The organism is Stenotrophomonas sp. pho (genome assembly GCF_006228405.1).
Lineage (GTDB): Bacteria > Pseudomonadota > Gammaproteobacteria > Xanthomonadales > Xanthomonadaceae > Stenotrophomonas > Stenotrophomonas sepilia.
In genome coordinates this window covers 4,360,771-4,383,466 of sequence record NZ_CP029759.1, presented here as the reverse complement: position 1 = coordinate 4,383,466, position 22,696 = coordinate 4,360,771, and the positions used below count along the sequence as shown (strand labels likewise).

Here is a 22,696-nt window from a genome sequence, read left to right as displayed (position 1 = left end):
CGAGGTCGCACCCCCACAAGGCAAAACCGATGAACCAGAAGCAATTGCTGCGCCCGGTGGCCGATGCCGCCGCATTGGCCGCACCGCTGGCGAACTACAACACCGCCGATGCGGTGGAATTCCTCAACACATTGGAACTGGCCCGCGCCGCGGAAACGCTGGCCGCGCTGCCGTTGCCGCGTGCAGTGAAGATGCTGGAAGCGCCGGAGCTGCACCGCAGCGGTGAGCTGGTGGCCGCGCTGCCGCCGGCACGCGCCGCTGCCCTGCTCGGGCTGATGGCTGACGACCGCGCCACCGACATCGTCCACGAGCTGGATGAGGAAGAACGCGCGCGGCTGATCCCGCTGCTGGGCACCGACGCCCGCCAGGTCATCCAGAAGCTGCTGAGCTACCCGCCGAACACCGCCGGCGCGCTGATGACCACCGAATACGTGGCGGTGCCCGCCAGCTGGACCGTGGCGCAGACCCTGCAGCACATCCGCCAGGTCGAGCGCACGCGTGAAACGGTGTACGCGATCTACGTGCTGGACCCGGCCAGCCAGCAGCTGCAGCAGGTGGTGACCATGCGCCGGCTGATCACCGGCCTGCCCGAGGAATCGATCCTGGACGTGGCCCAGGTCAATCCGCCGGTGACGGTGGACGCGCTGATGGACCAGGAAGAAGTGGCGCGGCTGATCCGCCGTCACGACCTGCTGGCGATCCCGGTGGTCGACGCGCAGCAGCAGATGCTCGGCATCGTCACCGTGGACGACGTGCTCGATGCGCTGATCGAGGAATCCACCGAGGACGCGCACAAGTTCGGCGGCATGGAAGCGCTGGACAAGCCCTATATGCAGATCGGCTTCTTCGAGATGCTGCGCAAGCGTGCCGGCTGGCTGAGCGTGCTGTTCCTGGGCGAGATGCTGACGGCCAGTGCGATGCAGCACTACGAGGACGAACTGGCGCGCGCGGTGGTGCTGACCCTGTTCATCCCGTTGATCATGAGTTCGGGCGGAAATTCCGGCTCGCAGGCCACCTCGCTGTTGATCCGCAGCCTGGCGCTGCGCGAACTGCGCCTGCGCGACTGGTGGAAGGTGGCCATCCGCGAGATCCCGACCGGCATGGTGCTGGGTGCCATCCTCGGCTGCCTGGCGATCGTGCGCATCGTGATCTGGCAGCTGGGTGGCCTGCATGACTACGGCGAGCACTGGATCCTGCTGGCGATCACCATCGGCGCCGCGCTGGTCGGCATCGTCACCTTTGGTTCGCTGTCCGGCTCGATGCTGCCCTTCGTCCTGAAGCGCCTCGGCTTCGACCCGGCCAGCGCCTCGGCCCCGTTCGTGGCCACCCTGGTGGATGTGACCGGCCTGGTGATCTATTTCAGCATCGCCGCGCTGATCCTGCACGGCACGCTGCTGTAACAAAACGTGCACGCCGGGGTCGGATCCCTTCGCGCAGCGAAGGGCTCTGACCCCGGATATCCGCAGCAGGGGTCGGAGCCCTTTCCTGCGAAAAGGGATCCGACCCTTCCTCCGACCCCATCGCCACGGAATTTGGGTACCGTAGGCGCATGAGTACCTACCACCTGCAGTCCGTATTCCGTCCGCAGTCGGTCGCGGTGATCGGCGGCAGCCCGCGTGAGCGTTCGGCCGGCCGCGCAGTGATGCGCAACCTGCGCGGCACCGGCTTCCCCGGCAAGGTGGCGTGGATCAACCCGCGGCACGCCGAGATCGATGGCATCCGCACGGTCAAGCGCTTGAAGGACCTGGACTGGGTGCCCGACCTGGTGGTGATCACCGCGCCGGCGGCGATCGTGCCGCAAGTGGTGCGTACAGCTGCAGAGCGTGGCGTGCAGGCGGCGATCATCCTCACCGCGCACCTGGGCGAAGGCCCGGGTTCGTTGTCCGCACAGGTAGAGGCGGTGGCGCGCAAGCATGGCCTGCGCATCCTCGGGCCGCATTGCCTGGGCGTCATCGCGCCGCACGCGCGACTCAATGCCAGCATCGCCGCGCACTTCCCGCAGGCCGGCGACCTCGCGCTGATCTCCGAATCCTCGGCCATTGCCGCCGCGCTGGTGGAGTGGGGCGTGGCGCGCTCGGTGGGCTTCTCCGCCGTGGTTTCGCTGGGCGACACGATGGACGTCGACTTCGGCGACCTGCTCGACTACTTCGCCACGGACTACCGCACCCGCGCCATCCTGCTGTATGTCGAGCAGATCAAGGACGCGCGCAAGTTCATGTCGGCCGCGCGTGCCGCCGCCCGCGCCAAGCCGGTGGTGGTGGTGAAGTCCGGTCGCGCCGAGCGCGTGCAGCCGGGCAGCCGCGATACCCATGTGCAGGCCCTGGCGCGTGCCGATGATGTGTATGGTGCGGCCTTCAATCGTGCCGGCCTGCTGCGCGTGGGTGCGCTGGACGAACTGTTCACTGCTGCCGAATCGCTGGGGCGGCTGGGAACCTTTCCCGGTCGCCGCCTGGCCATTCTCAGCAATGGCGGCGGTGTCGGCCGCCTGGCCGTGGACCAACTGATCGCGCTGCGTGGCACGCTGGCCACCCTTTCCGACAGCACGGTGGAGAAGCTCGATGCGGTGCTGCCGCAGGGCTGGTCGCGCAGCAATCCGGTGGACATCGTGGTCGACGCCGATGGTGACCGCTATGCGTCGGCCATCGAAGCACTGCTGGCCGACAACGAGAACGATGCGGTGATGGTGGTCAACGTGCCAACCGCGTTTACCTCGTCCGCCGACGCGGCGCAGGCCCTCACCCGCACGCTCGGCCTGCGCCCGCGCCATCATCGCGACAAGCCGGTGTTCGCGGTGTGGCTGGGCAACGACGACCAGGCCACCGCCACGCTCAACGCAGCACGAGTGCCGACCTATCCGACCGAGGCCGAAGCAGTACGGGGCTTCCAGCACCTGGTGCGCTACCGCGAGGCACAGAACGCGTTGATGGAAACGCCGCCCAGCCTGCCGCAGGACTTCAGCGTCGACACAGCCACCGCGCGCGCACTGGTCGATGCCGCGCTGGCCAACGGCCAGCAGTGGCTGGACCCGCTGGCCACGCACGAGCTGCTCAAGGCCTACGGCATCCCGTCGGCGCCGGTGATGCATGCGCGCGATGCGCATGAGGCGATGGACCTGGCGCAGCCACTGCTGGAACGCGGTGCGTCCGTAGCGCTGAAGATCCTGTCGCCGGACATTCCGCACAAGTCCGAAGTGGACGGCGTGCGCCTGAATCTGTCCACGCTGCCGGCGGTGCAGAGCGCGGCCAACGCGATCCTGTCGCGTGCGCGCCAGCTGCGGCCGGATGCGCGCATCGATGGCCTGCTGGTACAGCCGACCATCGTCCGCCCGAAGGCGCGCGAACTGATTGTCGGCATCGCCGATGACGCGACGTTCGGCCCGGTGATCGTGGTCGGACGCGGCGGAACCGCCGTCGAAGTGATCAACGACAAGGCGCTGGCCCTGCCGCCGCTGGACCTGCGCCTGGCCCACGAGCTGATCGGCCAGACCCGCGCTTCGCGCATCCTCAAGGCCTACGGCGATGTGCCCGCCGCCGACGAGCGCGCACTGGCGCTGGCACTGGTCAAGCTGGCACAGCTGGCCGCCGACATTCCCGAAGTGCGTACGCTGGACATCAACCCGCTGCTGGTCGACGGCAAGGGCATCCTCGCCCTCGACGCGCGCGTGGCAGTGGCACCGTCGCGCATCCTGCACAAGGGCCGCGGGCATCCGCGCTTCTCGGTGTTCCCGTACCCGAAGGAGTGGGAGCGCACCATCGAACTGTCCGATGGCGGCCGCGCGTTCGTCCGCCCGGTGCGGCCGGAAGACGATGCGCTGTTCCGCGCGTTCTTCGCCCGCGTCAGCGACGAAGACCTGCGCCTGCGCTTCTTCCAGTCGGTGAAGCACTTCAGCCACGAATTCATCGCGCGCCTGACCCAGCTCGACTACGCGCGCTCGATCGCGCTGGTAGCGATCGAACCGCGCAGCGGCGAGATGCTGGGCGCAGTGCGCCTGCACGCCGATGCCGATTACCACCGTGGCGAGTACGGCATCCTGATCCGCTCGGACCTGAAGGGCCACGGCATCGGCTGGCGGCTGATGGCGATCATGATCGAGTACGCGAAGTGGCTGGGCCTGGACGTGGTCGAAGGCCAGGTGCTGCGCGAAAACAGCACCATGCTGGCGATGTGCCAGAGCCTGGGATTCAAGACCAGGCTGGACCCGGACGACCCGACGGTGATGATGGTGACCTTGCCGGTGCAGCAGGTCGAGGTGCCCGACGTGCCGCCGGTGGCGTAATTCCTGTAGAGCCGAGCCTACGCTCGGCTGCTTTTGCGTACGCTTGGCGGCTGCATCACCGCACCGGCTCTACCACCACCGCCGTGCCATAGCACAGCACTTCGGTCAGCCCGGTCATCACATCAGTGGCGTCGTAGCGCATGCCGATGATCGCGTTGGCACCCAGCTGCCGCGCGTGCTTGACCATGTCGCGGTAGGTTTCCTCGCGAGCCTGTTCGCACAGCTCGGTGTAGATGGTGATGTTGCCACCGAAGAGCGTCTGGATACCGCCCAGGAAGTTGCCGACGATCGAACGCGAGCGCACGGTGATACCGCGCACCACGCCGAGGTTGCGCACGACGCGATGGCCGGGCAGCTCGAAGGCGGTGGTGACCAGCGCATCGTCGAAGCGCAGTGCCGGCGGGGAAGGGGTGCCGCTGTTGTAGGGGTCTGCCATGGTCGCGTCCGTGTCGCTGCCTTCTGTAGAGTCGAGCCATGCTCGACGGGCTGTGCTGCAGTCGAGCATGGCGCGACTCTACAACGCAATCGCCCGTTGCGGCATGGTTCCGTCACCGTGCTGGCGCGACAATATCCCCATGACCGACCGTATCCCCCTGTTGCTGCTGCCCGGCCTGCTCAACGATGCCGAGCTGTGGCGCGCGCAGCTGGCCGACCTGGCCGATATCGCCGACTGCACCGTGGGCGACCAGACCCGTGGCGAGACCCTGCAGGCGGTGGCCGAAGACGTGCTGGCGCAGGCACCGGAGCGCTTTGCGCTGGCCGGGTTCTCGCTGGGCGGCTTCGTGGCCCAGCAGATCCTGCGCATCGCGCCGGAGCGGGTCCTGCAGCTGGCGCTGATTGATACCTCCATCCACGCCGACTCACCCGAGCGGGCCGAGCAGCGCCGCAGCCAACGTGCCAGCGTGCGCCTACCCGGCAAGTTCCATGGTTTCGGTGATGTGCTGATGCGCAGCTACATCGATGCCTCGCGGCTGGATGATTACGTGCTGGTGCAACGTGTGCGTGACATGACCGCCCGCCTGGGCGCGGAAGTGTTCCTGCGCCAGAGCGCACTGGAACGCCGCGATGGCCATGATGTGCTGGCCGGTTACCGTGATCCGCTGTTGATCGTGTGTGGCGCCAATGACCGCATTACGCCACTCGCGGTGAGCGAGGAAATGCGCGCGATGGTGCCGCACTCGCAGCTGGTGGTGGTGCCCGATTGCGGGCACCTGGCGCCGATGGAGAAACCGGACGAGGTCAGTGCGGCAATGCGTGGGTGGTTGTTGCAGGGCAGGGGATGATCCCCGCGTTCTGGTAGGTGCCGACCTTGGTCGGCACGGTGTTTCATCGATCGGTCAGACGTCTGCGCCGACCAGGGTCGGCGTCTACCAGAGCAGTTGCGCGCCGTCGTTGGAATCAATCCCAGGCTGGGGCGATGCCTTCCGGGTTGGCAAGGCGATGGCCGCGGTCGAGCTTGGCGATCTGTGCCATGTCTTCGTCGGTCAGGCGGATCGCTGCTGCCTCCAGGTTGCTGGCCAGGTTCTCGCGCTTGGTCGAGGACGGAATGACCGAGAAGCCCTGCTGCAGCGCCCAGGCCAGCGCGACCTGCGCCGGCGTGGCCTGGTGGCGGCCGGCGATGGCCTGGATCACCGGGTCCTTGATTACCTCACCATAGGCCAGGCTCATGTAGGCGGTGATGTGGACGCCGTTGTCCTGCAGGAATTTCACCAGCAGGCGGTTCTGCAGGTACGGGTGGATCTCGATCTGGTTGGTGGCGATGGCGCCGGCACCCAGGATGCCGATCGCCTTGCGGGTCTGCGCGATGGTGAAGTTGGAGATGCCGATCTCCTTCGTCAGGCCCTGTGCCTTGGCCTCGGCCAGTGCGGTCAGGTACTCCTCCATCGGCACGTCGACCTTGCCGTTCGGCGACGGCCAGTGGATCAGCGTCAGGTCCACATGATCGGTACGCAGCTTTTCCAGACTGGTACGCAGGCTGGCCAGCAGCGCTTCGCGCTTGAACGCGGTGATCCAGACCTTGGTGGTCAGGTAGATCTCATCGCGCGGCACGCCGGAATCGGCGATGGCCTGGCCGACTTCGGCTTCGTTGCCGTAGATCTGCGCGGTGTCGATGGCGCGGTAGCCGACCTCCAGCGCGTTGCGCACGGAATCGATCACGGTCTGGTCTTTGAGGCGGAAAGTGCCGAGACCGAAGGCGGGGACTGTCATGAGGGGCTCCAGCAGTGGGGGAGGGAGACGGGACTATCCACGAAAGGGTAGGTCAGCGGCCGTGTGCATGCCGGCAACGGTGCATTGCACTGCCGTGTACGACCACAGGCCGTAATGAGTGCGGAACGTTGGTCCGCACTGTTCATGCCGCCACCCATGTAGCGTTGGACGCTGCCGGCCAGCGGCCGGCACTACCCCCGTCCGCGCTCCACGGTGGTGCCGGCCGCTGGCCGGCAACCGGATCACTCAGGCTGCGCGCGCCAACGCGTCCTTCGCTGTCGCCGTGGCCGACAGGTCGAACACATCCACCGCATCGATCAACCGGTTCGCCTGCTGTTCCAGGCTGCGCGCCGCGGCGCTGGCTTCTTCCACCAGCGCGGCGTTCTGCTGGGTGGTGCCGTCCATCTGGATCACCGTCTGGCTGACCTGTTCGATGCCTGCGCTCTGCTCCTGCGACGCCGCGGAGATCTCGGCCATGATGTCGGTCACGCGCTGCACCGAGGCGACGATCTCGGCCATGGTGTCACCGGCCTCGCGCACGCGCTGCGCACCCTCACCGACCTGTTCCACCGACGCCTCGATCAGCGATTTGATCTCCTTTGCCGCCGCCGCAGAGCGCTGCGCCAGGGTGCGCACTTCGCTGGCGACAACCGCGAATCCGCGGCCCTGCTCACCGGCGCGTGCCGCTTCCACCGCAGCGTTCAGCGCCAGGATGTTGGTCTGGAACGCGATGCCATCGATCACGCTGATGATCTCGGCGATCTGCCGCGACGACGTTTCGATCGCACCCATGGTCGCCACCACCTGCCCGACCACGCTGCCACCGTGTGAGGCGACACTCTGTGCACCGATCGCCAGTTGGTTGGCCTGGCGCGCGTGCTCGGCATTCTGGCGCACGGTGGAGGTCAGCTCTTCCATGGATGCCGCGGTCTCTTCCAGATTGGCGGCCTGCTGCTCGGTACGGCGCGACAGGTCATTGTTGCCGGCGGCGATCTCCGCGGCGGCGGTGTGGATGTTGCCGGAGGCGTGCTTGATGTCGGTGACGATGGTCGCCAGCTGCGTGGCGGTGGTATTGGCATCGCCGGCGATACGCGCGAACACACCCTGGAAATCACCGTGCATGCGTGCACCGAGGCGGCCATCGGCGATCGCGCGCAGCATCGTCGAGACTTCGCCGAGGTTCAGTTCTGTGGTCTGCATCAGGCGGTTCAGGCCATCGACCATCGCGCGGAAGTCATGCTCGAAGCGCGCGCTGTCGCCGCGCTGGCTGAAGTCACCGGCGGCCGCCGCTTCGGCCAGGCGGCGGATCTCGCCGTTGATCGCCCCGAGGTTGTGCTTGACCGCATCCAGCGCTTCGGTGATCACTGCCTTCTCGCCGGGCAGGCGTTCCATGTCCTGGCTGAGGTCGCCGACGGCGTAGCGGCCCATGATCGAGATCGCGCGCATCTTCACCCGGATGTGCGCGTCGACCAGCGTGTTGCAGTCGGCCACCATGGTGCCGAACGCGCCGGGGAAGGCAGCGGCGTCCATGCGATGGCTGATGGTGCCGGCCTCGTGCGCCTGGGCCATCGCGGCCTGCGCATCCAGCACGCCGCGCAGCGTGGACTGCAACGCCTGCATCGCTTGGGCGAGGCGTCCGATCTCGTCGCGGCTGCGCACCTGCACCACGTGCTGCAGATCGCCGGCAGCCACTGCGCGTGCAGCGGCTTCCACCGCCAGTACCGGCTGCACGACGGCGCGCCGCAGCCACCAGGCCAGGCCGATCAGCAACAGCACCGCGGCCAGCACCGTCAATGACGCGCACAGCAGCAGGGTCTGCCGCGCCTGCTGCGAACGTGCCGCCAGCGCCGCTTCGGCCACCTGCGTGGCATGCGTACTCAATGCATCCAGTGCGGTCGCCACCGCGCGATCCTTGCCGCGCACGAGGGTGTCGCCGGCGGCGGGATCGTAGCCGGCCGCGGCAAATGCCTGCAGCGCCGCGTGATAGTCCTGCTGCAGCTGCGCGTGCAGGCCGATGAACGCCTGCGCCAGTTCACGCGTGCGCGCGTCCGGGCTGGTCACCAGGCCCTTGGCCAGCTGTTCGACCAGCTGGCCTTCGTTGTCGAAGGCGTCCAGGTGGCGCTGACGCAACGCGTCGTCGTGGCCGCGGAGCAGCACGTTCTTCCATTCCTGCACCTGGCCGCGGAACTCACGCTGCAGGCGTTCGGCGTCGCGGCTGTGCGTGACTTCGGGCGGAACCTCGGTGGACAACTTGAACCAGGCGGAGGCCAGGCCAGCCAGCGCGCACAGCAGGACCACGGCCAAGCCAACAGACACCGCGCCGAGCAGCTTGGACTGCAGGCGCGGAGCACGGACAGACGCATTCATGGGGAAGCACTCTCGGGAAGGGGCATTGCGGTATCGACCCGCCAAGCTCCCGCTGAAGTGCGACGGAAATCACATTGGCGTTTCGTTTAGTGATGTGAAGGAACTGTTTCATAGGACAAATGTGTCCGTATGGAACGAATGTGGACCCTGGACAGGGGATATAAATGTAACTATCGTAGTTACATGAAGACCGCGAACCCGCTCTCCGACGCCCTGCACGTGATGGCGCATCTGGTCGGCCAGGACGGCCCGCGCACCTCCGAGCAGCTGGCGTCCTGCCTGCCGACCCATCCGGTGGTGATCCGCCGTCTGCTGGCGCAGCTGCACAGGGCGGGCCTGGTTCGCAGCGCCCGTGGCCATGGCGGTGGCAGCCACCTGGCCCGTGATGCTGCAACGATCACCCTGCATGACATCTATCTGGCTGTGGGCGCACCACCGCTGGTGCAGGTCGGCGCCCGCGATTCCGGCGGCGGCTGCCCGATCCAGCAGCTGGTCAACAGCGCTTTGCTGGAGGGTGCACGCGAAGCACAGCGCCTGCTCGAACAGCGCCTGCGGGCGACCACACTGGACAAGCTCGGCGCCGACTTCGCCGCCACCTCGCCATCACCGCTCCCTGGAAGGTCACCATGAATCCTGATGTGCTCATCGTCGGCGGCAGTTATGCCGGCATTGCTGCGGGCCTGATCCTGGCCCGTGCCCGCCGCCCGGTCACCGTCATCGACGCCGGTTTGCCGCGCAATCGTTTCGCCAGCCATTCGCACGGGGTGCTGGGGCTGGATGGCATCAGCGGTGCCGAGCTGCTGAAGGCCGCGCGCCAGCAGCTGCTGGACTACCCCAGCGTGCGCTGGGTGCATGCCGAGGCCGTGCAGGCCACCGCCGGCGCAGAGGGTGTGGAAGTGCGAACCGCCGATGGGCAGGTGCTCGCCGCGCGCAAGCTGCTGCTGGCAAGCGGTATCGCCGACCAGCTGCCGGAGCTGCCCGGGCTGGCCGAGCGCTGGGGCAGCACCGTGCTGCACTGCCCCTATTGCCACGGTTACGAAGTGGGCGGTGGCGCCATCGGGCTGCTTGGTGGGCATCCGATGTCCGCCGGCAAGGCGCCGCTGTTTGCCGACTGGGGCAATGTCACCTTCTTCAGCCAGGGCCTGCCGATCACCGATGAGGAACGGGCTGCCATGCAGCAGCGTGGCGTGCGGATCGAGACGTCGCCGGTGCTGGGCGTGCAGGGCGACCAGCCGACCTGGCTGGAAGTGGAGCTGGCCGATGGCCGCCGCATCGCCCAGCGTGCGCTGTTCGTGCCGGCCACCCAGGCGATGGCCACGCCGCTGGTGCAGCAGCTCGGCTGCGTGCTGGCCGAGAGCCCGTTGGGCGTGCTGATCGAGGTCGATGCGATGAAGCAGACCTCGGTGCCGAACGTGTATGCCGCAGGCGATGCGACCACGGTCGGCAACATCACGTTGGCCGCTGCCGAGGGCGTGCGGGCAGGTATCGGCGTGCACCACGCGCTGGTGGCCGAGGACAGCAGCGCGCGCTGAACGTTGCACAGGTAGAGGCCGACCTTGGTCGGCGCCGTTCCATCCACGCATGGCGTGGATCTACTGCAATTGGGTGCGGTGGGTGCCGGCCTTGGCCGGCACCGCTCCATTACCCCTTCACGCACAACACCTGGCGCAGCGTGTGCACCACGTCGACCAGGTCCAGCTGCGCGGCCATCACATCGTCGATCGACTTGTACGCGGCCGGTGACTCGTCCAGCACGCCGCTGTCCTTGCGGCATTCCACATGCGCGGTGGCCTCGCGATGCTGGGCCAGCGTGATCTGCTGGCGCGCGGCGCCACGGCTCATCACCCGGCCGGCACCGTGGCTGCAGCTGTGGAAGCTGTCCGCGTTGCCCTTGCCACGCACGATGTAACTGCGCGTGCCCATGCTGCCGGGAATGATGCCCAGCTCACCCTCGCGGGCACTGACGGCCCCCTTGCGCGTCACCAGCAGCTCCTGTCCGTGGTGCGTTTCCTTCTGCACGTAGTTGTGGTGGCAGTTCACTGCCATCGCCGCCAGCTGGAACTTCGGCAGCCGGTGGCGCATCTCGGCCAGCACGCGCGACATCATCGCCTCGCGGTTCTGCCGGGCGTAGTCCTGTGCCCACGACACGGCTTCGACGTAGTCATCGAACAGCGGCTCGCCTTCCATGAAGAACGCCAGGTCCTTGTCCGGCAGGTGGAAGCCCAGCACGCGCCGGGCCAGTTCCTCGCGCGCCTTCTCGATGAAGTAGGTACCGATCAGGTTGCCGGTACCGCGCGACCCGCTGTGCAGCATCACCCACACCGTATCCGTCTCGTCCAGGCACAGTTCGATGAAGTGGTTGCCGCCACCCAGCGTACCGAGCTGGCGGTCGAGCTTGTCGGTGCGGATCCTGCGGTGCCTGTCCTTGATCTTCTCCAGGCCGACGGCCAGCCCGGACTGCACCAGCCGGGTGTGGATGCTGTCGGGCATGCGCTGATGCTCGCCGCCGCGCCCGTTGCCGACCGGGATGCTGCGCTCGATGCTGTTGCGCAGCTGCCGCAGGTCATCGGGCAGGTCGTTGGCGCGCAGCGTGGTGCGCACGGCCGCCATGCCGCAGCCGATGTCGACGCCGACCGCCGCCGGGATGATTGCACCGCGGGTCGGGATCACCGAGCCGACGGTCGCGCCCTTGCCCAGGTGCACGTCCGGCATCACCGCCACCCACGGGCCGACGAACGGGATCGCGGCGATGTTGCGCAGCTGCTCATGCGCCTGCGCCTCCAGTGGCACGCCGTTGACCCAGCCTTTGATCGGCGTGCTGCCCTCGGCATGCAGCCATTGATAATTGTATTGAGTGTCCATGTCTTCGTGTATGTCCTTGATGGGCCGGCGGCGCGTCCCTGCGCCACCGCGAGCCCCTACCTGATCGTCACCAGCTGCTTCAGCACGCCGTCCAGGCCGCCGAACACGGTGAGCTTGTCGATCTTCTCGGTGACCTTCTCCAGCGCCTCCAGCTCCTTCAGGCGCATCAACACCGGGTTGTCCTCGATCAGCTTTGCGGTGTTGAGCTGCGAACGGGTGGCATTGGCCTCCTCGCGGCGGCGGATCACGCTGGCCTGGGCCTGCTTCTCGGCCAGCACCACGCCGTTGAGAATCTCCTTCATCTCGCCCGGCAGGATCACGTCCTTGATGCCCACGCCAAGCAGACGTACACCGTGGCCCTCGATCGCGGCCTGCACATGGGCGGCGATCTCACCGTCCAGTGCCGCCTTGTCACCCAGCAGCTCGTCCAGGCTGCGCGCGGCAATCGCCTGGCGCAGGCCGAACTGCAGCTGACGATAGATGAACTCATCAGCATTGCTGAGCGAGCGGTGTGCGCGCACCGGGTCGACCACCTGCACGGTCGCGGCCAGGTTCACCCGCAGGGTCACCTTGTCGCGGCTGAGCAGCTCCTGGCCGGACACGTCCAGCGACCGCGCACGCAGCTCCACACGCTCCACCGACACGTTGCCGTTGAAGTTCCAGAACGCGTGCAGGCCGGCGTCCAGCGTCTGCCGCAGCGTGCCATCGATGAACAGCAGGCCCACCGACTCGCTCGGCACGGTGCTGATCACCGCCACACGCGGCAGCACGCCCAGCTGGCCCAGCCGCTGCTGCACGTCCGCCGGGACGCGCGGCTCGTCACCCAGTGCCATCACGCGCACCTGGGTGTCGACAGAACCGCGCCAGTACAGGCGGCGGCTGCCCGGCGGAAGCACTTCATCGATGCGGCCATTGCGCAGCAACAGGCCAACTTCGCTGGCGCCGACGTTGGCCAGCACGAAGTGCGTGTCCAACCGCGCGCCCAGTGCCTCGATCAGGCTGTCCTGGTCGCTGCCGGTGTAGGCCGCGCCCTTCGATGCGGTGTGGATGTCCACCTGCGGGCGGCCGCCGAACGGCGACAGGCGGTGCACGCCCGGCAGCAGGATCTGCTGGAAACGACGGTTGCGATACACCAGGCCGCGCTCGCCGTCGCCGATCACGACCTTGATGGTCCAGAACATGGGAGTCTCTCCTTGTATGGCTCTGGTGGTTCGACCCGTTGCGGATGAATCGCCATGACCCGGGTCGATCGGGTCGTGGCGGGGCCGCCTGCACACCACGTGCAGGCAGCGGAAGAGGGCGGCCATCGGCGGACGGTCCGCGCGCGGAGCCTTCGGTGCACCGGCAGTGCTGCCATCGTCGTTCCCGGCAGGCAGCACCGGGGCGGAACGTGGCTGGCAGTGACAGCGGGCCGAGGCCCGGCGTGCGGTCCGTTGCCTTCCACGCCCCCGCCCGAAGGCAGTGACCGTGGACGGCGACGATGGCCGCTGGGGCTTGCGCCCCAGGTGTTGCTTCAAGTCATGACGTGACAGGTCATGTGGTTGGAGTGGGAGTCGAACCCACGACAGACGGAATCAGGATCCGTTGCTCTACCCGACTGAGCTATCCAGTGGTGAACCGCGCGGAATCGAACCGCGTACCGGCGAACCGGCGCCTGCCTCCAGCAGGCGATCCAGGCGATGGCATGTCCGCGACCTCCGGCATACGCCACGGCAACGCCGCGCGCACCAGCCCGTGGTTGAAACGGGACCGTTGGTAGTCGAGGGTGCAGGCCACCGACATTATCGGCGAGCGATAATGTTTGGGTGCGATGCAGATAATGTCCAGGCGTTGCCGTGCACGCGGAGAAAATCCTCCGGCGCGGCAGAAAAACCTGGATCAGTGAGCGGCGGGTCGCCGCGCGGGGTGCAGTTCTGGCATCGCGGGTCCTTGTGCCGACGCAAACGAAAACGCCCCCGGGACTTGCGTTCCGAGGGCGTCGTCAGGCCTCGGAGATCGGGGTGGCCGATCTCCGCAGGGCGGGCATCAGGCCGTTGTCAGCTGGTCTTCCTTGCCGAACGCGCGCGCCGGCCGGTCCATGCGCAGGCATGGCAGCAGTTTGGCGATGGCGACGGAATGCGCGTTCAAGGGAAGTTTCCCGTGGGTGTTGAAACGAGGTGCGCACGATAAACCACGATTTAGTCGCGCGCAACCATTTTGTTCAATTATTTCCTTCTTTACCGCGCGATGCCGGCCAGCGACCGGCACTACCTGACTGTGTCATGCCGGCCAGCGGCCGGCACAACCGGGTCTCATGATTCGGCGCTGGCGGCATCCAGCTGCGCGACATCCTGCACGCTCAGCGATACGTTGGCTGCGGCCAGCAGGTCGTGCAGCTGTTCGACGCTGGTGGCGCTGACGATCGGCGCGGTGATCGACGGCCGCGCGATCTGCCAGGCCAGTGCGATCTGCGCAGCGCTGGCGCTGTGCTTGCTGGCTACGTCATCCAGCGCCTGCAGGATGCGCAGGCCGCGCGGGTTCAGATAGCGCTTCACCACCGTCTCGCCACGCGCCGGGCTCTTGGCGGCATCGGCCGGCGTGCGGTACTTGCCGCTGAGGAAGCCACTGGCCAGCGCGTAGTAGCCGATCACACCGATCTGCTCGCGCTGCACCAGCGGTTCCAGTTCCTTTTCGTAGCCGGCGCGGTCATACAGGTTGTACTCCGGTTGCAGGGTTTCGTAACGCGGCAACTTGTAGTCGGTGGACATCTTCAGCGCATCGGCCAGGCGCGTGGCGCTGTAGTTGGAAGCACCGATCGCACGCACCTTGCCGGCCTCGATCAGGCGGCCGAATGCGGCCAGCGTGGCTTCCAGCGGCGTCGACTCGTCATCCTCGTGGGCCTGGTACAGATCGATCACGTCGGTCTGCAGCCGGCGCAGCGAATCCTCGACCGCCGCATTGATGTTGTCCGGGGTCAGGCCGGGGCGTTCGGCCCACTTGGCCACCTTGGTTGCCAGCACCACCTTGTCGCGCTTGCCGCTGCGGGCAAACCACTTGCCGATCAGCGTCTCCGATTCGCCGCCGACATTGCCCGGCACCCAGGCCGAGTAAACGTCGGCGGTGTCGACCAGGTTGAAGCCGGCATCGACGAAGGCATCGAGCAGGGCGAAGCTGGCCTTCTCATCGGCGCTCCAGCCGAACACGTTGCCACCGAAGGCGAGCGGACGTACATGCAGGCCGGAACGGCCCAGTTCGCGGGTTGCCGTCATGGGCACGGACTCCTTGGGGAAGTGTTCCAGAATAGAACGCGATGTGTGACCGTGCTGCGGCGACGACCACAAAACAGTGTTCCGCGACGCGCTCGCCGCTAACGTTTTGTGAACACCTGGGACGCTGCGACTGCTAGTCTCGCCGCATCTTCCGCTGGAGTCGTCCCGATGATGCCTGCTTCGTCCCTGCGTGGTTGCCGCCTGCTGCTTGCTTCGGCCCTGCTTGCCGCTGTTCCCGCGTTCGCTGCACCGGCCACGGTGGTACCGGCGAAGATCGAGGTCTTGCCGGCCATCGACGCGGCGGTAAAGGCGCCCACCCGCGATGCCAACAACGTCAAGCGCGATGGCTTCCGCCATCCGGCGCAGACGCTGTCGTTCTTCAAGGTGGCACCGGGAAAGACCGTCATCGAGATCACCCCCGGCAACGGCTGGTACTCGGAGATCCTGGCGCCGCTGCTGCATGACAAGGGCCACTATGTGGCTGCCGTGGTCGATCCGATGGCGGTGCCCGAGGGTCGCGGCCGCGACTACCAGCAGCGCAGCCGCGACAGCCTGGAAAAGAAGTACGCCGGTGCACCCGCGCAGTTCGGCAGGACCGCCGTCGTCGCCTACGATCCGGCCAAGCCGGTGTTCGGCCCGGCCAATTCAGCCGACGTGGTGCTGACCTTCCGCAACGTGCACAACTGGCGCAAGGCCGGCCAGGCGCAGGGCATGTTCCAGGGCTTCTTCAACGTGCTCAAGCCGGGTGGCGTGCTGGGTGTGGTCGAGCATCGCGCCAAGGCCGACGTGGCCGACGACGATGACACCGGCTATGTCGGCCAGCAGCAGGTGATCGCAATGGCCGAGGCCGCCGGCTTCAGGCTGGACGCGCGCAGCGAGGTCAACGCCAACCCGCGCGACACCAAGGACCACCCCAATGGCGTGTGGACGCTGCCGCCGACCAACCAGCACGACAAGGCCGATGATGCGAAGTACCAGGCGATCGGTGAAAGCGACCGCATGACCCTGCGCTTCATCAAGCCGTAAGCCGGCACGCCGTATTGCCAGCGCGGATTGCCCTGTAGAGCCGAGCCGATGCTCGGCTCATCGCGCGCAGCGCGACGGAGCACAACAGCAGCCGAGCGTGGGCAATGCCGGCCGTCCTGACCGGCACCCTTCGGATCGTCGCATGCGACGTTGGCAGCGGCTCCTGCCGCTGCCTCCGGTTCTACAGTCGCCTGGCGCGAGGCGTGGGACAATGCCTTACCCGCCGCCCGCCGTGCCTGCAATGCTGATCGCCTTCAACAAGCCCTTCAACGTGCTCTGCCAGTTCACCGACCGCAGCGTGCCGCCGCGGCCGACCCTGGCCGGGTTCGGCCTGCCGCCGCGCGTGTATGCCGCCGGCCGCCTGGACCATGACAGCGAGGGCCTGCTGCTGCTGACCGACAACGGCACGCTGGCGCACAAGCTCACCGACCCCAGGCACAAGGCCGACAAGACCTACTGGGTGCAGGTGGAAGGCACGCCCGGTGACGAGCAGCTGCAACAGCTGCGCGATGGCGTTGTGCTCAACGATGGACCGACCCTGCCGGCGAAGATCGAGCGCCTCGACCCGGCGCCGACGCTGTGGACGCGCGATCCGCCGGTACGTTTCCGCAAGACCGTGCCGGACAGCTGGCTGGCGATCACGGTCCGCGAGGGCCGCAACCGCCAGGTGCGGCGGATGACTGCAGCGGTGAACCTGCCGACGTTGCGACTGGTGCGGGTGTCGATGGGACCGTACCGGCTGGAGGACCTGCAGCCCGGGCAGTGGCGGCAGATTGGTTGACACAGAAAGGGCCGGAGGCCTTGCGGCGTCCGGCCCTCATGCAGTGCCTTGCGGTCAGAGCCCTTCCCGCGGAAGGGGTCCGACCCTGGCAAATTCACGCGTCGCTGCCGATATCGCTGTGCTCGTCCACGACGGTGTCGTTGCGGCGGTCACGCGCGCTGATGCGCTGCGCCTGCCCATTCACCACGTGGCCATTGGCGGCCTTCTTCTTCTGCTGCTTGCGGTACAGCGCATAGCCGAGCAGGCCAACACCCACCGCAGCAGCGGCCACGGCCACAGCCGGATTGCGGCGCACGAACTTGGTCGCGGCCTTGCCGCCGGTCTTCACTGCGCCGATGGCGGCGCCGGTCTTGATCCAGTCCGCATTGCGCAGGCTGCCACCGGCGCTCTTCAGGCCATCGCCGGCGGTGTGGGCCAGCTCCAGGGCGCGCTCCAGGGCGCGGTCGGTGATTACGGTCAGCTTGCTCATGCGGGGGTCCTTTGCCTCGGGTCGAAGTCCAGTGTCGCGCGTTGCCCGTAAACGGTATGTCAGCCGGTGACGCACGTGGTGTGACTCTACCGCAGCCATTCAGGATCAGGCAGGGTGGGGCGGATCCCTTTCTTTTGGGAAAGGGCTCTGACCCCGGCGCGGTGTATGGGGTCAGAGCCCATTGCGATGCAATGGATCCGACCCCGCCCTCAGGTTCCGCGCGGCTTTGCCCGGTGCGTGGCCGTGGCTGTCCACGGATCATCCGGCCATGGATGGCGCGGGTAACGGCCCTTCATTTCCTTTTTCACTTCGGCGTAGGTGTTTTCCCAGAAGTTGCGCAGGTCCTGGGTGACCTGAAGCGGGCGGCCGCCGGGGAGAGCAGGTGCAGGGTCAGCGGCACGCGGCCATCGGCGATGCGCGGCGTGTCGGCCAGGCCGAACAGTTCCTGCAGTTTCACCGCCAGCACCGGCTGCAGCGGATCACCACTCTCGCTGTCCAACGCGTAGGTGATCGGCCGCTCCAGCCCGGACGGCACGGTGATGCGGGTCGGCGCATTACGCTCGACCAGCTGCCGTTGTGACCATTCCAGCGGCGACTTCAGTGCCTCGCCGAAACTGGCCTCATCCAGCGCGTCCAGGCGGCTCTTGCCGGCGAACGCGGGTTGCAGCCACTGCGTGAGGTTGGCCAGCAGGGCCGCGTCGCTGCAGTCGGGCAGGTCCAGCTCCGGCATCCAGCGCCGCAGTGACTCGACGCGCGCCTGCCACTGGCGCAGGCCCTCGGTCCACGGCAGCGCCTGCAGACCGAGTTCGGCTACCGCGCCGGTCAGTGCCTGCGCGGCGTGCTGCGGATCGACTCGGCCGGCCGAGCGGCTGTCCAGCACGATGCGGTCGAAACGCGTCTCGCGCAGTGCCACCAGGGCGCGTCGCTCGCTGTCCCAGCGCACTACGTCTTCGGTGACGAAGCGATCCGGCCACGCCTTGCGCAGCCGATCCTCGTCCACCGGTGCGGCACGCAGCAGCAGTGCATCGCGCGCCTCGAAGCGCAGTTCGCTGGCCACCAGCCACGGCTCACCGCGCAGGTCGCTCAGCTCGTGCAGGCGCGCGCTGCGGCCATTGGCCAGCAGGTAGCGCAGAGGATCGCTGGGATGCTGGAAGCCAATTCGATCGGGAAAGGCATGAGCGAGCAGGTCGCCCAGCTCATGGGCCTCGATGCTGGCCGGCGGCGTGGCTTCGCAGCGCAGGCGGCGACGCCACTGCTTGGCGGCGGCATCGATCGCGGCCAGCCCGCTGCGGTTGGCATCGCCCGGTGTGCGGCCATTGCGGAACGCGGCCAGTGCGCGCCAGCGGGCCGCCAGCGCGTCGCCGCCCTGGCGCAACGGGTCGCGCGCCTCCAGCAGCGCGGCCAGGTCGGCAGCCAGCGCCTGGGCGCGGGCATCGGGCGCTGCCAGCAGCATCGCCGCCATCCGTGGATGCGTGCCCAGCGCCAGCACACGCCGGCCCAGTTCGGTGATCGCGCCACTGCTGGACAGGGCGCCGAGCCGCTGCAGCAGTTCGCGCGCCGCGCCCATCGGACCCGCCGGGGGCGGATCGAGGAAGCGCAGATCGCTGCTGCCCCAGGCCGCCAGTTCCAGTGCCAGTCCGGCCAGTTCCACCTGGTCGATCTCGGCGCGGCGCTGCGGTTCCAGCCGCTGCGACTGTGGCCACAGCCGCCAGGCCACGCCTTCGGCGACGCGCCCGGCACGGCCCGCGCGCTGGTCGGCCGATGCCTGCGCGATGGCCACCACGTCCAGCCGGGTGAAGCCACTGTTGGGGTCGTAGCGCGGTTCGCGTGCCTGGCCGCTGTCGATCACCACGCGCACGCCGGGCAACGTCACCGACGACTCGGCGACGTTGGTCGCCAGCACCACGCGCCGGCGGCCATCGCTGGCCACCTGAAGTACGCGCGCCTGTTGTTCCACGGGCAGTTCACCGTGCAGCGCCAGGACCTCGACATCGCCATTGAGCGATTCCTGCAGGCCCGCCTGCACCCGCGCGATCTCGCGCTGGCCGGGCAGGAACACCAGCAGGTCACCGGGGTGCTCGGCCAGGGCCTGCTGCACCGCGCGGCGCACCTGCAGTTCCAGCGCCTCATCGCGGCGCGCCGGGAAATGGCTGATCGCCACCGGGTAGCTGCGGCCCTCGCTGCTCAGCCGCGGCGCATCGAGAAAACCCGCCAGCCGCTCGCCGTCCAGCGTGGCCGACATCACCACCAGGCGCAGGTCATCGCGCAGCTGCGCCTGCACATCCAGCGCCAGCGCCAGGCCGAGGTCGCCGCTGAGATGGCGCTCGTGGAATTCGTCGAACAGGATCGCACCGACCTCTTCCAGCATCGGGTCGTCCTGCAGCATGCGGGTCAGGATGCCTTCGGTGACGACCTCGATGCGCGTGCGCGCCGAAACCTTGTTTTCGAAGCGGATGCGGTAGCCGACCGAGCCACCGACCTCCTCGCCCAGCTGCCGCGCCATGAACAGCGCGGCGCTGCGGGCGGCGACCCGCCGTGGTTCCAGCAGGATGATCTTGCGGCCCTGCAGCCACGGTGCGTCGAGCAGTGCCAGTGGCACCTGGGTGGTCTTGCCGGCACCGGGCGGGGCCTCCAGCACCAGTCGCTGCTGCGCGGCCAGGTGTTGCTGGATCTGCGGCAGCAGCGGGGAAATCGGGAAGAGCGGGGCGGTCATGTGCAAAGGATAAGGGGGCACGGCGGGCGCAGGTACAATGCGCGGGCACTTTTCCCCGCGATGACCATGCACCTGATCGATATCGGCGCCAACCTGACCCACGACTCCTTCGACCGCGACCGCGATGCCGTGCTGGACCGCGCGCGCCAGGCCGGCGTGGTGCAGATGGTCATCACCGGTGCCAGCCGCGAGCACTCGCCACTGGCCCTGCAGTTGGCCCAGCAGCACCCCGGCTTCCTGTACGCCACCGCCGGCGTGCACCCGCACCACGCGGTGGAATACACCGAGGAATGCGATGCCGAGATGCGCGCGCTGCACGCGCATCCGGAAGTGGTGGCGGTGGGGGAGTGCGGGCTGGACTACTTCCGTGACTTCTCGCCGCGCCCGGCGCAGCACCGCGCGTTCGAGCGCCAGCTGCAGCTGGCCGCGGACAACGGCAAGCCGCTGTTCCTGCACCAGCGCGACGCGCACGCCGATTTCATGGCACAGATGAAGAACTTCGAAGGCCGCATCGGCCCGGCGGTGGTGCATTGCTTCACCGGCGAACGCGATGAGCTGTTCGATTACCTGGACCAGGACTGGTACATCGGCATCACCGGTTGGCTGTGCGACGAACGCCGTGGCGCGCACCTGCGCGAACTGGTGAAGAGCATCCCGGCCAACCGCCTGATGATCGAGACCGACGCGCCGTACCTGCTGCCGCGCACGCTGAAGCCGATGCCGAAGGACCGGCGCAACGAGCCGATGTTCCTGTCGCACATCGTGGAAGAGCTGGCACGTGACCGTGGCGAGGACGTTGCGGTGACCGCGGCCAATGCCACGGCCGCCGCCCGCGCGTTCTTCCGCCTGCCCGACGCGGGTTGATGGTAGTGCCGGCCGCTGGCCGGCAGCACATCTTGATTGCCGGCCAGCGGCCGGCACTACCGGAGCAGGTCGCGCAGGCCCTCACGGTAGCTGGGGAACCTCGGCTCCCAGCCCAATGCTTCACGCGTGCCCCGGCTGTCGATGCGCTTGTTGCTTTCGTAGAAGCGCCGCAGCGTCGGGCTCAGTGCCGGGTCATCCCAGGCCACGGCGGGCGGCAGCGCAAACCCGCCCAGCTTCGCGGCGAAGGCCAGCACATCCTGCGGCGGTGCAGGCTCGTCGTCGCTGGGCAGGTAGAGACCCTGCCGGGCCGGTCGCCGCATTGCGGCGATGATGACGGTTGCCAGGTCATCCACGTGCAGTCGGTTGAACACCTGGCCCGGGCGAACCACGTGGCGCGCACGCCCCTGCGCCAACTGCACCAGCGCATTGCGACCCGGCCCGTACAGGCCGGGCAGGCGGAACACCGCCGAGGCGATGCTGCGTTGTCCGGCCAGTGCACGCCACTGTGCTTCCGCGAGCAGGCGCTGCACACCAGCCGCTTCAGTGGCGTCGGCCGCGCTGCGCTCGTCGATCCAACCGCCGGCGCGGTCGGCATACACCGAGGTCGACGACAGATAGCCGACCCAGCGCAATGCCGGGCTGGCCTGCAGCGCGGGCAGCAGCAGGCGCAGTGCCGGGTCGCCCTCCGCGTCGGGCGGCACGCTGCACAGCACGGCATCGGCCTGCGCGATCTCTTCGAGCAGGGCAGGTGACGGTGCGGTGTCAGCTCGAAGCGGGTGTCGCAGCAGGCCATCGTGCGGTGCCGCAGACGGGTCGCGCACCGTGCCGGCCACGCCTACGCCGTGCGCCTGCAGCTGCGCGGCCAGCACGCGTCCGCTCCAGCCCAGCCCGAGAATCAGTACCCGCGCGGGCAATGGGCTGGCCTGCAAGGCGGGACTCACGCGACCCGCAGTGCCTGGTAGGCCTGCAGGCTGCTGTAGGCAACCTGCAGCAGCAGGGCTTCCTGATCAGCCCTGCGCGCACGCACCAGCATGTCGCCAACAATCTGTTCGGCCTCCACCTGCTGGCCGGCCTCCAGATCACGCAGCATCGAGGCCTTCAACGCCGAGCCGGCCTGGGTCAGCGTGCCGCGCGCAGTGTCCTTCGCTGCCTCCGGAACCGGTTCACCGGCGGCTTCGGCGACGGCCAGGCACTCGTCGTAAAGGCCACGTACGATCGCCTCGCCATCATCGGTGGCGACGATGGTGCCGATATCCGCACGCAGCAGGCAGGTGGCTGCGGCCAGCGCGGTCAGGAAGGTGTACTTGATCCACTGTTCCTGGCCGATGCGCTCGCTGGCCAGGTGATCAAGGTTGGCCTTCGCGCAGACCGTAGCGAAGGCGCGCACGCGCGCGGAGATCGCGCCGCCGTCGCGCTCGCCGAAGGTGAGCTTGGCCGGCTTGCCCAGATGCAGCACCGCGCCATCGGGCGCCTTGGTGGCGCTGATGAAGCACAGGCCGCCGAGCACCGCGTCGCGGCCAAAGCGCAGGTCCAGTGCGTTGTAGTGGTGCAGGCCGTTGAGGATCGGCAGCACGGTGGTGTTCGCGCCGACTGCCGGGGCGATGGCATCGATCGAACTGTCCAGGTCGTAGGCCTTGCAGCTGAGGATGACCAGGTCGAAGGGCTTCTGCGCGGCCAGTGCGGGCAGTGCATCAGCCGTGACGTGCTGAACCGGGAAACGCGCATCACCCAGTGGGCTGCGGATGACCAGGCCATCATGGTCCAGCTGCGCGGCGCGCGCGGGGCGCACGAGGAAGGTCACGTCCACGCCGGCCTGGGCCAGGCGGCCACCGAAGTAACCGCCGGTACCGCCGGCGCCGAGGATCAGGATGCGCATTGCACG

At 68.0% G+C, this 22,696-nt stretch carries 16 protein-coding genes, 1 tRNA gene and 2 pseudogenes; 8 read left to right on the top strand and 11 right to left on the bottom strand.

What is annotated here, in order from left to right:
- Window positions 1-29: 29 nt before the first annotated feature.
- Both mgtE and DL544_RS20450 read left to right on the top strand, forming a co-directional pair.
- Complete coding sequence (mgtE, locus tag DL544_RS20455; RefSeq protein WP_005420274.1) at window positions 30-1,400, top strand: magnesium transporter; 1,371 nt, start codon at window positions 30-32, stop codon at window positions 1,398-1,400.
- Between the two features lie 149 nt (window positions 1,401-1,549).
- Window positions 1,550-4,276, top strand: coding sequence for a bifunctional acetate--CoA ligase family protein/GNAT family N-acetyltransferase (locus DL544_RS20450; protein ID WP_005420272.1), 2,727 nt, complete (start codon window positions 1,550-1,552; stop codon window positions 4,274-4,276).
- Window positions 4,277-4,331: 55 nt separating this feature from the next.
- Here DL544_RS20450 and DL544_RS20445 read toward each other — a convergent pair whose 3' ends face one another.
- Window positions 4,332-4,712 (bottom strand): YbjQ family protein, encoded by a 381-nt coding sequence (locus tag DL544_RS20445; protein WP_065185897.1) that lies wholly within the window; start codon window positions 4,710-4,712, stop codon window positions 4,332-4,334.
- A gap of 139 nt (window positions 4,713-4,851) precedes the next feature.
- On the opposite strand from DL544_RS20445, the gene DL544_RS20440 reads away from it, so the two are divergent.
- A complete protein-coding gene (locus tag DL544_RS20440) occupies window positions 4,852-5,559 on the top strand; it encodes an alpha/beta fold hydrolase (RefSeq protein WP_005420268.1) in 708 nt (235 codons plus the stop codon).
- Window positions 5,560-5,674: 115 nt separating this feature from the next.
- On the opposite strand, the gene dkgB is transcribed toward DL544_RS20440, so the two are convergent.
- Window positions 5,675-6,484 (bottom strand): 2,5-didehydrogluconate reductase DkgB, encoded by an 810-nt coding sequence (dkgB, locus tag DL544_RS20435; protein ID WP_139727987.1) that lies wholly within the window; start codon window positions 6,482-6,484, stop codon window positions 5,675-5,677.
- A gap of 246 nt (window positions 6,485-6,730) precedes the next feature.
- Entirely contained in the window at window positions 6,731-8,851 is a 2,121-nt protein-coding gene (locus DL544_RS20430; RefSeq protein WP_139727985.1) for a methyl-accepting chemotaxis protein, read from the bottom strand.
- A gap of 183 nt (window positions 8,852-9,034) precedes the next feature.
- Here DL544_RS20430 and DL544_RS20425 point away from each other — a divergent pair.
- Both DL544_RS20425 and DL544_RS20420 read left to right on the top strand, forming a co-directional pair.
- Window positions 9,035-9,488: pseudogene (locus tag DL544_RS20425) on the top strand (Rrf2 family transcriptional regulator).
- Window positions 9,478-10,383, top strand: coding sequence for an NAD(P)/FAD-dependent oxidoreductase (locus DL544_RS20420; RefSeq protein ID WP_065177852.1), 906 nt, complete (start codon window positions 9,478-9,480; stop codon window positions 10,381-10,383). Before DL544_RS20425 ends, DL544_RS20420 begins: the two are co-directional and overlap by 11 nt.
- A 109-nt stretch (window positions 10,384-10,492) precedes the next feature.
- On the opposite strand, the gene DL544_RS20415 is transcribed toward DL544_RS20420, so the two are convergent.
- The 4 genes from DL544_RS20415 to DL544_RS20400 all read right to left on the bottom strand — a co-directional run bounded on the left by DL544_RS20415 (window position 10,493) and on the right by DL544_RS20400 (window position 14,961).
- Window positions 10,493-11,713: an RtcB family protein gene (locus DL544_RS20415; RefSeq protein WP_139727983.1), complete on the bottom strand. Its 1,221-nt coding sequence runs from the start codon at window positions 11,711-11,713 to the stop codon at window positions 10,493-10,495.
- A 56-nt stretch (window positions 11,714-11,769) separates the two neighbouring features.
- Complete coding sequence (locus DL544_RS20410; RefSeq protein WP_065177854.1) at window positions 11,770-12,894, bottom strand: slipin family protein; 1,125 nt, start codon at window positions 12,892-12,894, stop codon at window positions 11,770-11,772.
- A gap of 357 nt (window positions 12,895-13,251) precedes the next feature.
- A tRNA-Gln gene (locus DL544_RS20405) sits at window positions 13,252-13,322 on the bottom strand.
- Window positions 13,323-14,004: 682 nt separating this feature from the next.
- Window positions 14,005-14,961, bottom strand: coding sequence for an aldo/keto reductase (locus tag DL544_RS20400; protein WP_139727981.1), 957 nt, complete (start codon window positions 14,959-14,961; stop codon window positions 14,005-14,007).
- A gap of 168 nt (window positions 14,962-15,129) precedes the next feature.
- Between DL544_RS20400 and DL544_RS20395 the strand changes: the two genes are divergently transcribed.
- A complete protein-coding gene (locus DL544_RS20395) occupies window positions 15,130-15,987 on the top strand; it encodes a class I SAM-dependent methyltransferase (RefSeq protein ID WP_139727978.1) in 858 nt (285 codons plus the stop codon).
- A gap of 241 nt (window positions 15,988-16,228) precedes the next feature.
- The gene (locus DL544_RS20390; RefSeq protein ID WP_065177857.1) at window positions 16,229-16,768 is read left to right on the top strand and encodes a pseudouridine synthase; all 540 of its coding nucleotides are present in this window, start codon (window positions 16,229-16,231) and stop codon (window positions 16,766-16,768) included.
- 94 nt (window positions 16,769-16,862) lie between these two features.
- Here the strand turns inward: DL544_RS20390 and DL544_RS20385 are convergent, their stop codons facing one another.
- Both DL544_RS20385 and hrpB read right to left on the bottom strand, forming a co-directional pair.
- Window positions 16,863-17,237 carry a hypothetical protein gene (locus DL544_RS20385; protein ID WP_005420251.1) on the bottom strand — a complete coding sequence of 125 codons (375 nt, stop codon included), beginning with the start codon at window positions 17,235-17,237 and terminating at the stop codon, window positions 16,863-16,865.
- Window positions 17,238-17,446: 209 nt separating this feature from the next.
- Window positions 17,447-19,950: pseudogene (gene hrpB, locus DL544_RS20380) on the bottom strand (ATP-dependent helicase HrpB).
- 66 nt (window positions 19,951-20,016) lie between these two features.
- Between hrpB and DL544_RS20375 the strand changes: the two are divergent.
- Complete coding sequence (locus DL544_RS20375) at window positions 20,017-20,814, top strand: TatD family hydrolase (protein ID WP_138953465.1); 798 nt, start codon at window positions 20,017-20,019, stop codon at window positions 20,812-20,814.
- 56 nt (window positions 20,815-20,870) lie between these two features.
- Here the strand turns inward: DL544_RS20375 and DL544_RS20370 are convergent, their stop codons facing one another.
- Both DL544_RS20370 and panE read right to left on the bottom strand, forming a co-directional pair.
- Complete coding sequence (locus tag DL544_RS20370; RefSeq protein WP_065177860.1) at window positions 20,871-21,755, bottom strand: NAD-dependent epimerase/dehydratase family protein; 885 nt, start codon at window positions 21,753-21,755, stop codon at window positions 20,871-20,873.
- Window positions 21,752-22,690 carry a 2-dehydropantoate 2-reductase gene (panE, locus tag DL544_RS20365; protein WP_065177861.1) on the bottom strand — a complete coding sequence of 313 codons (939 nt, stop codon included), beginning with the start codon at window positions 22,688-22,690 and terminating at the stop codon, window positions 21,752-21,754. Before panE ends, DL544_RS20370 begins: the two co-directional genes overlap by 4 nt.
- Window positions 22,691-22,696 lie beyond the last annotated feature (6 nt).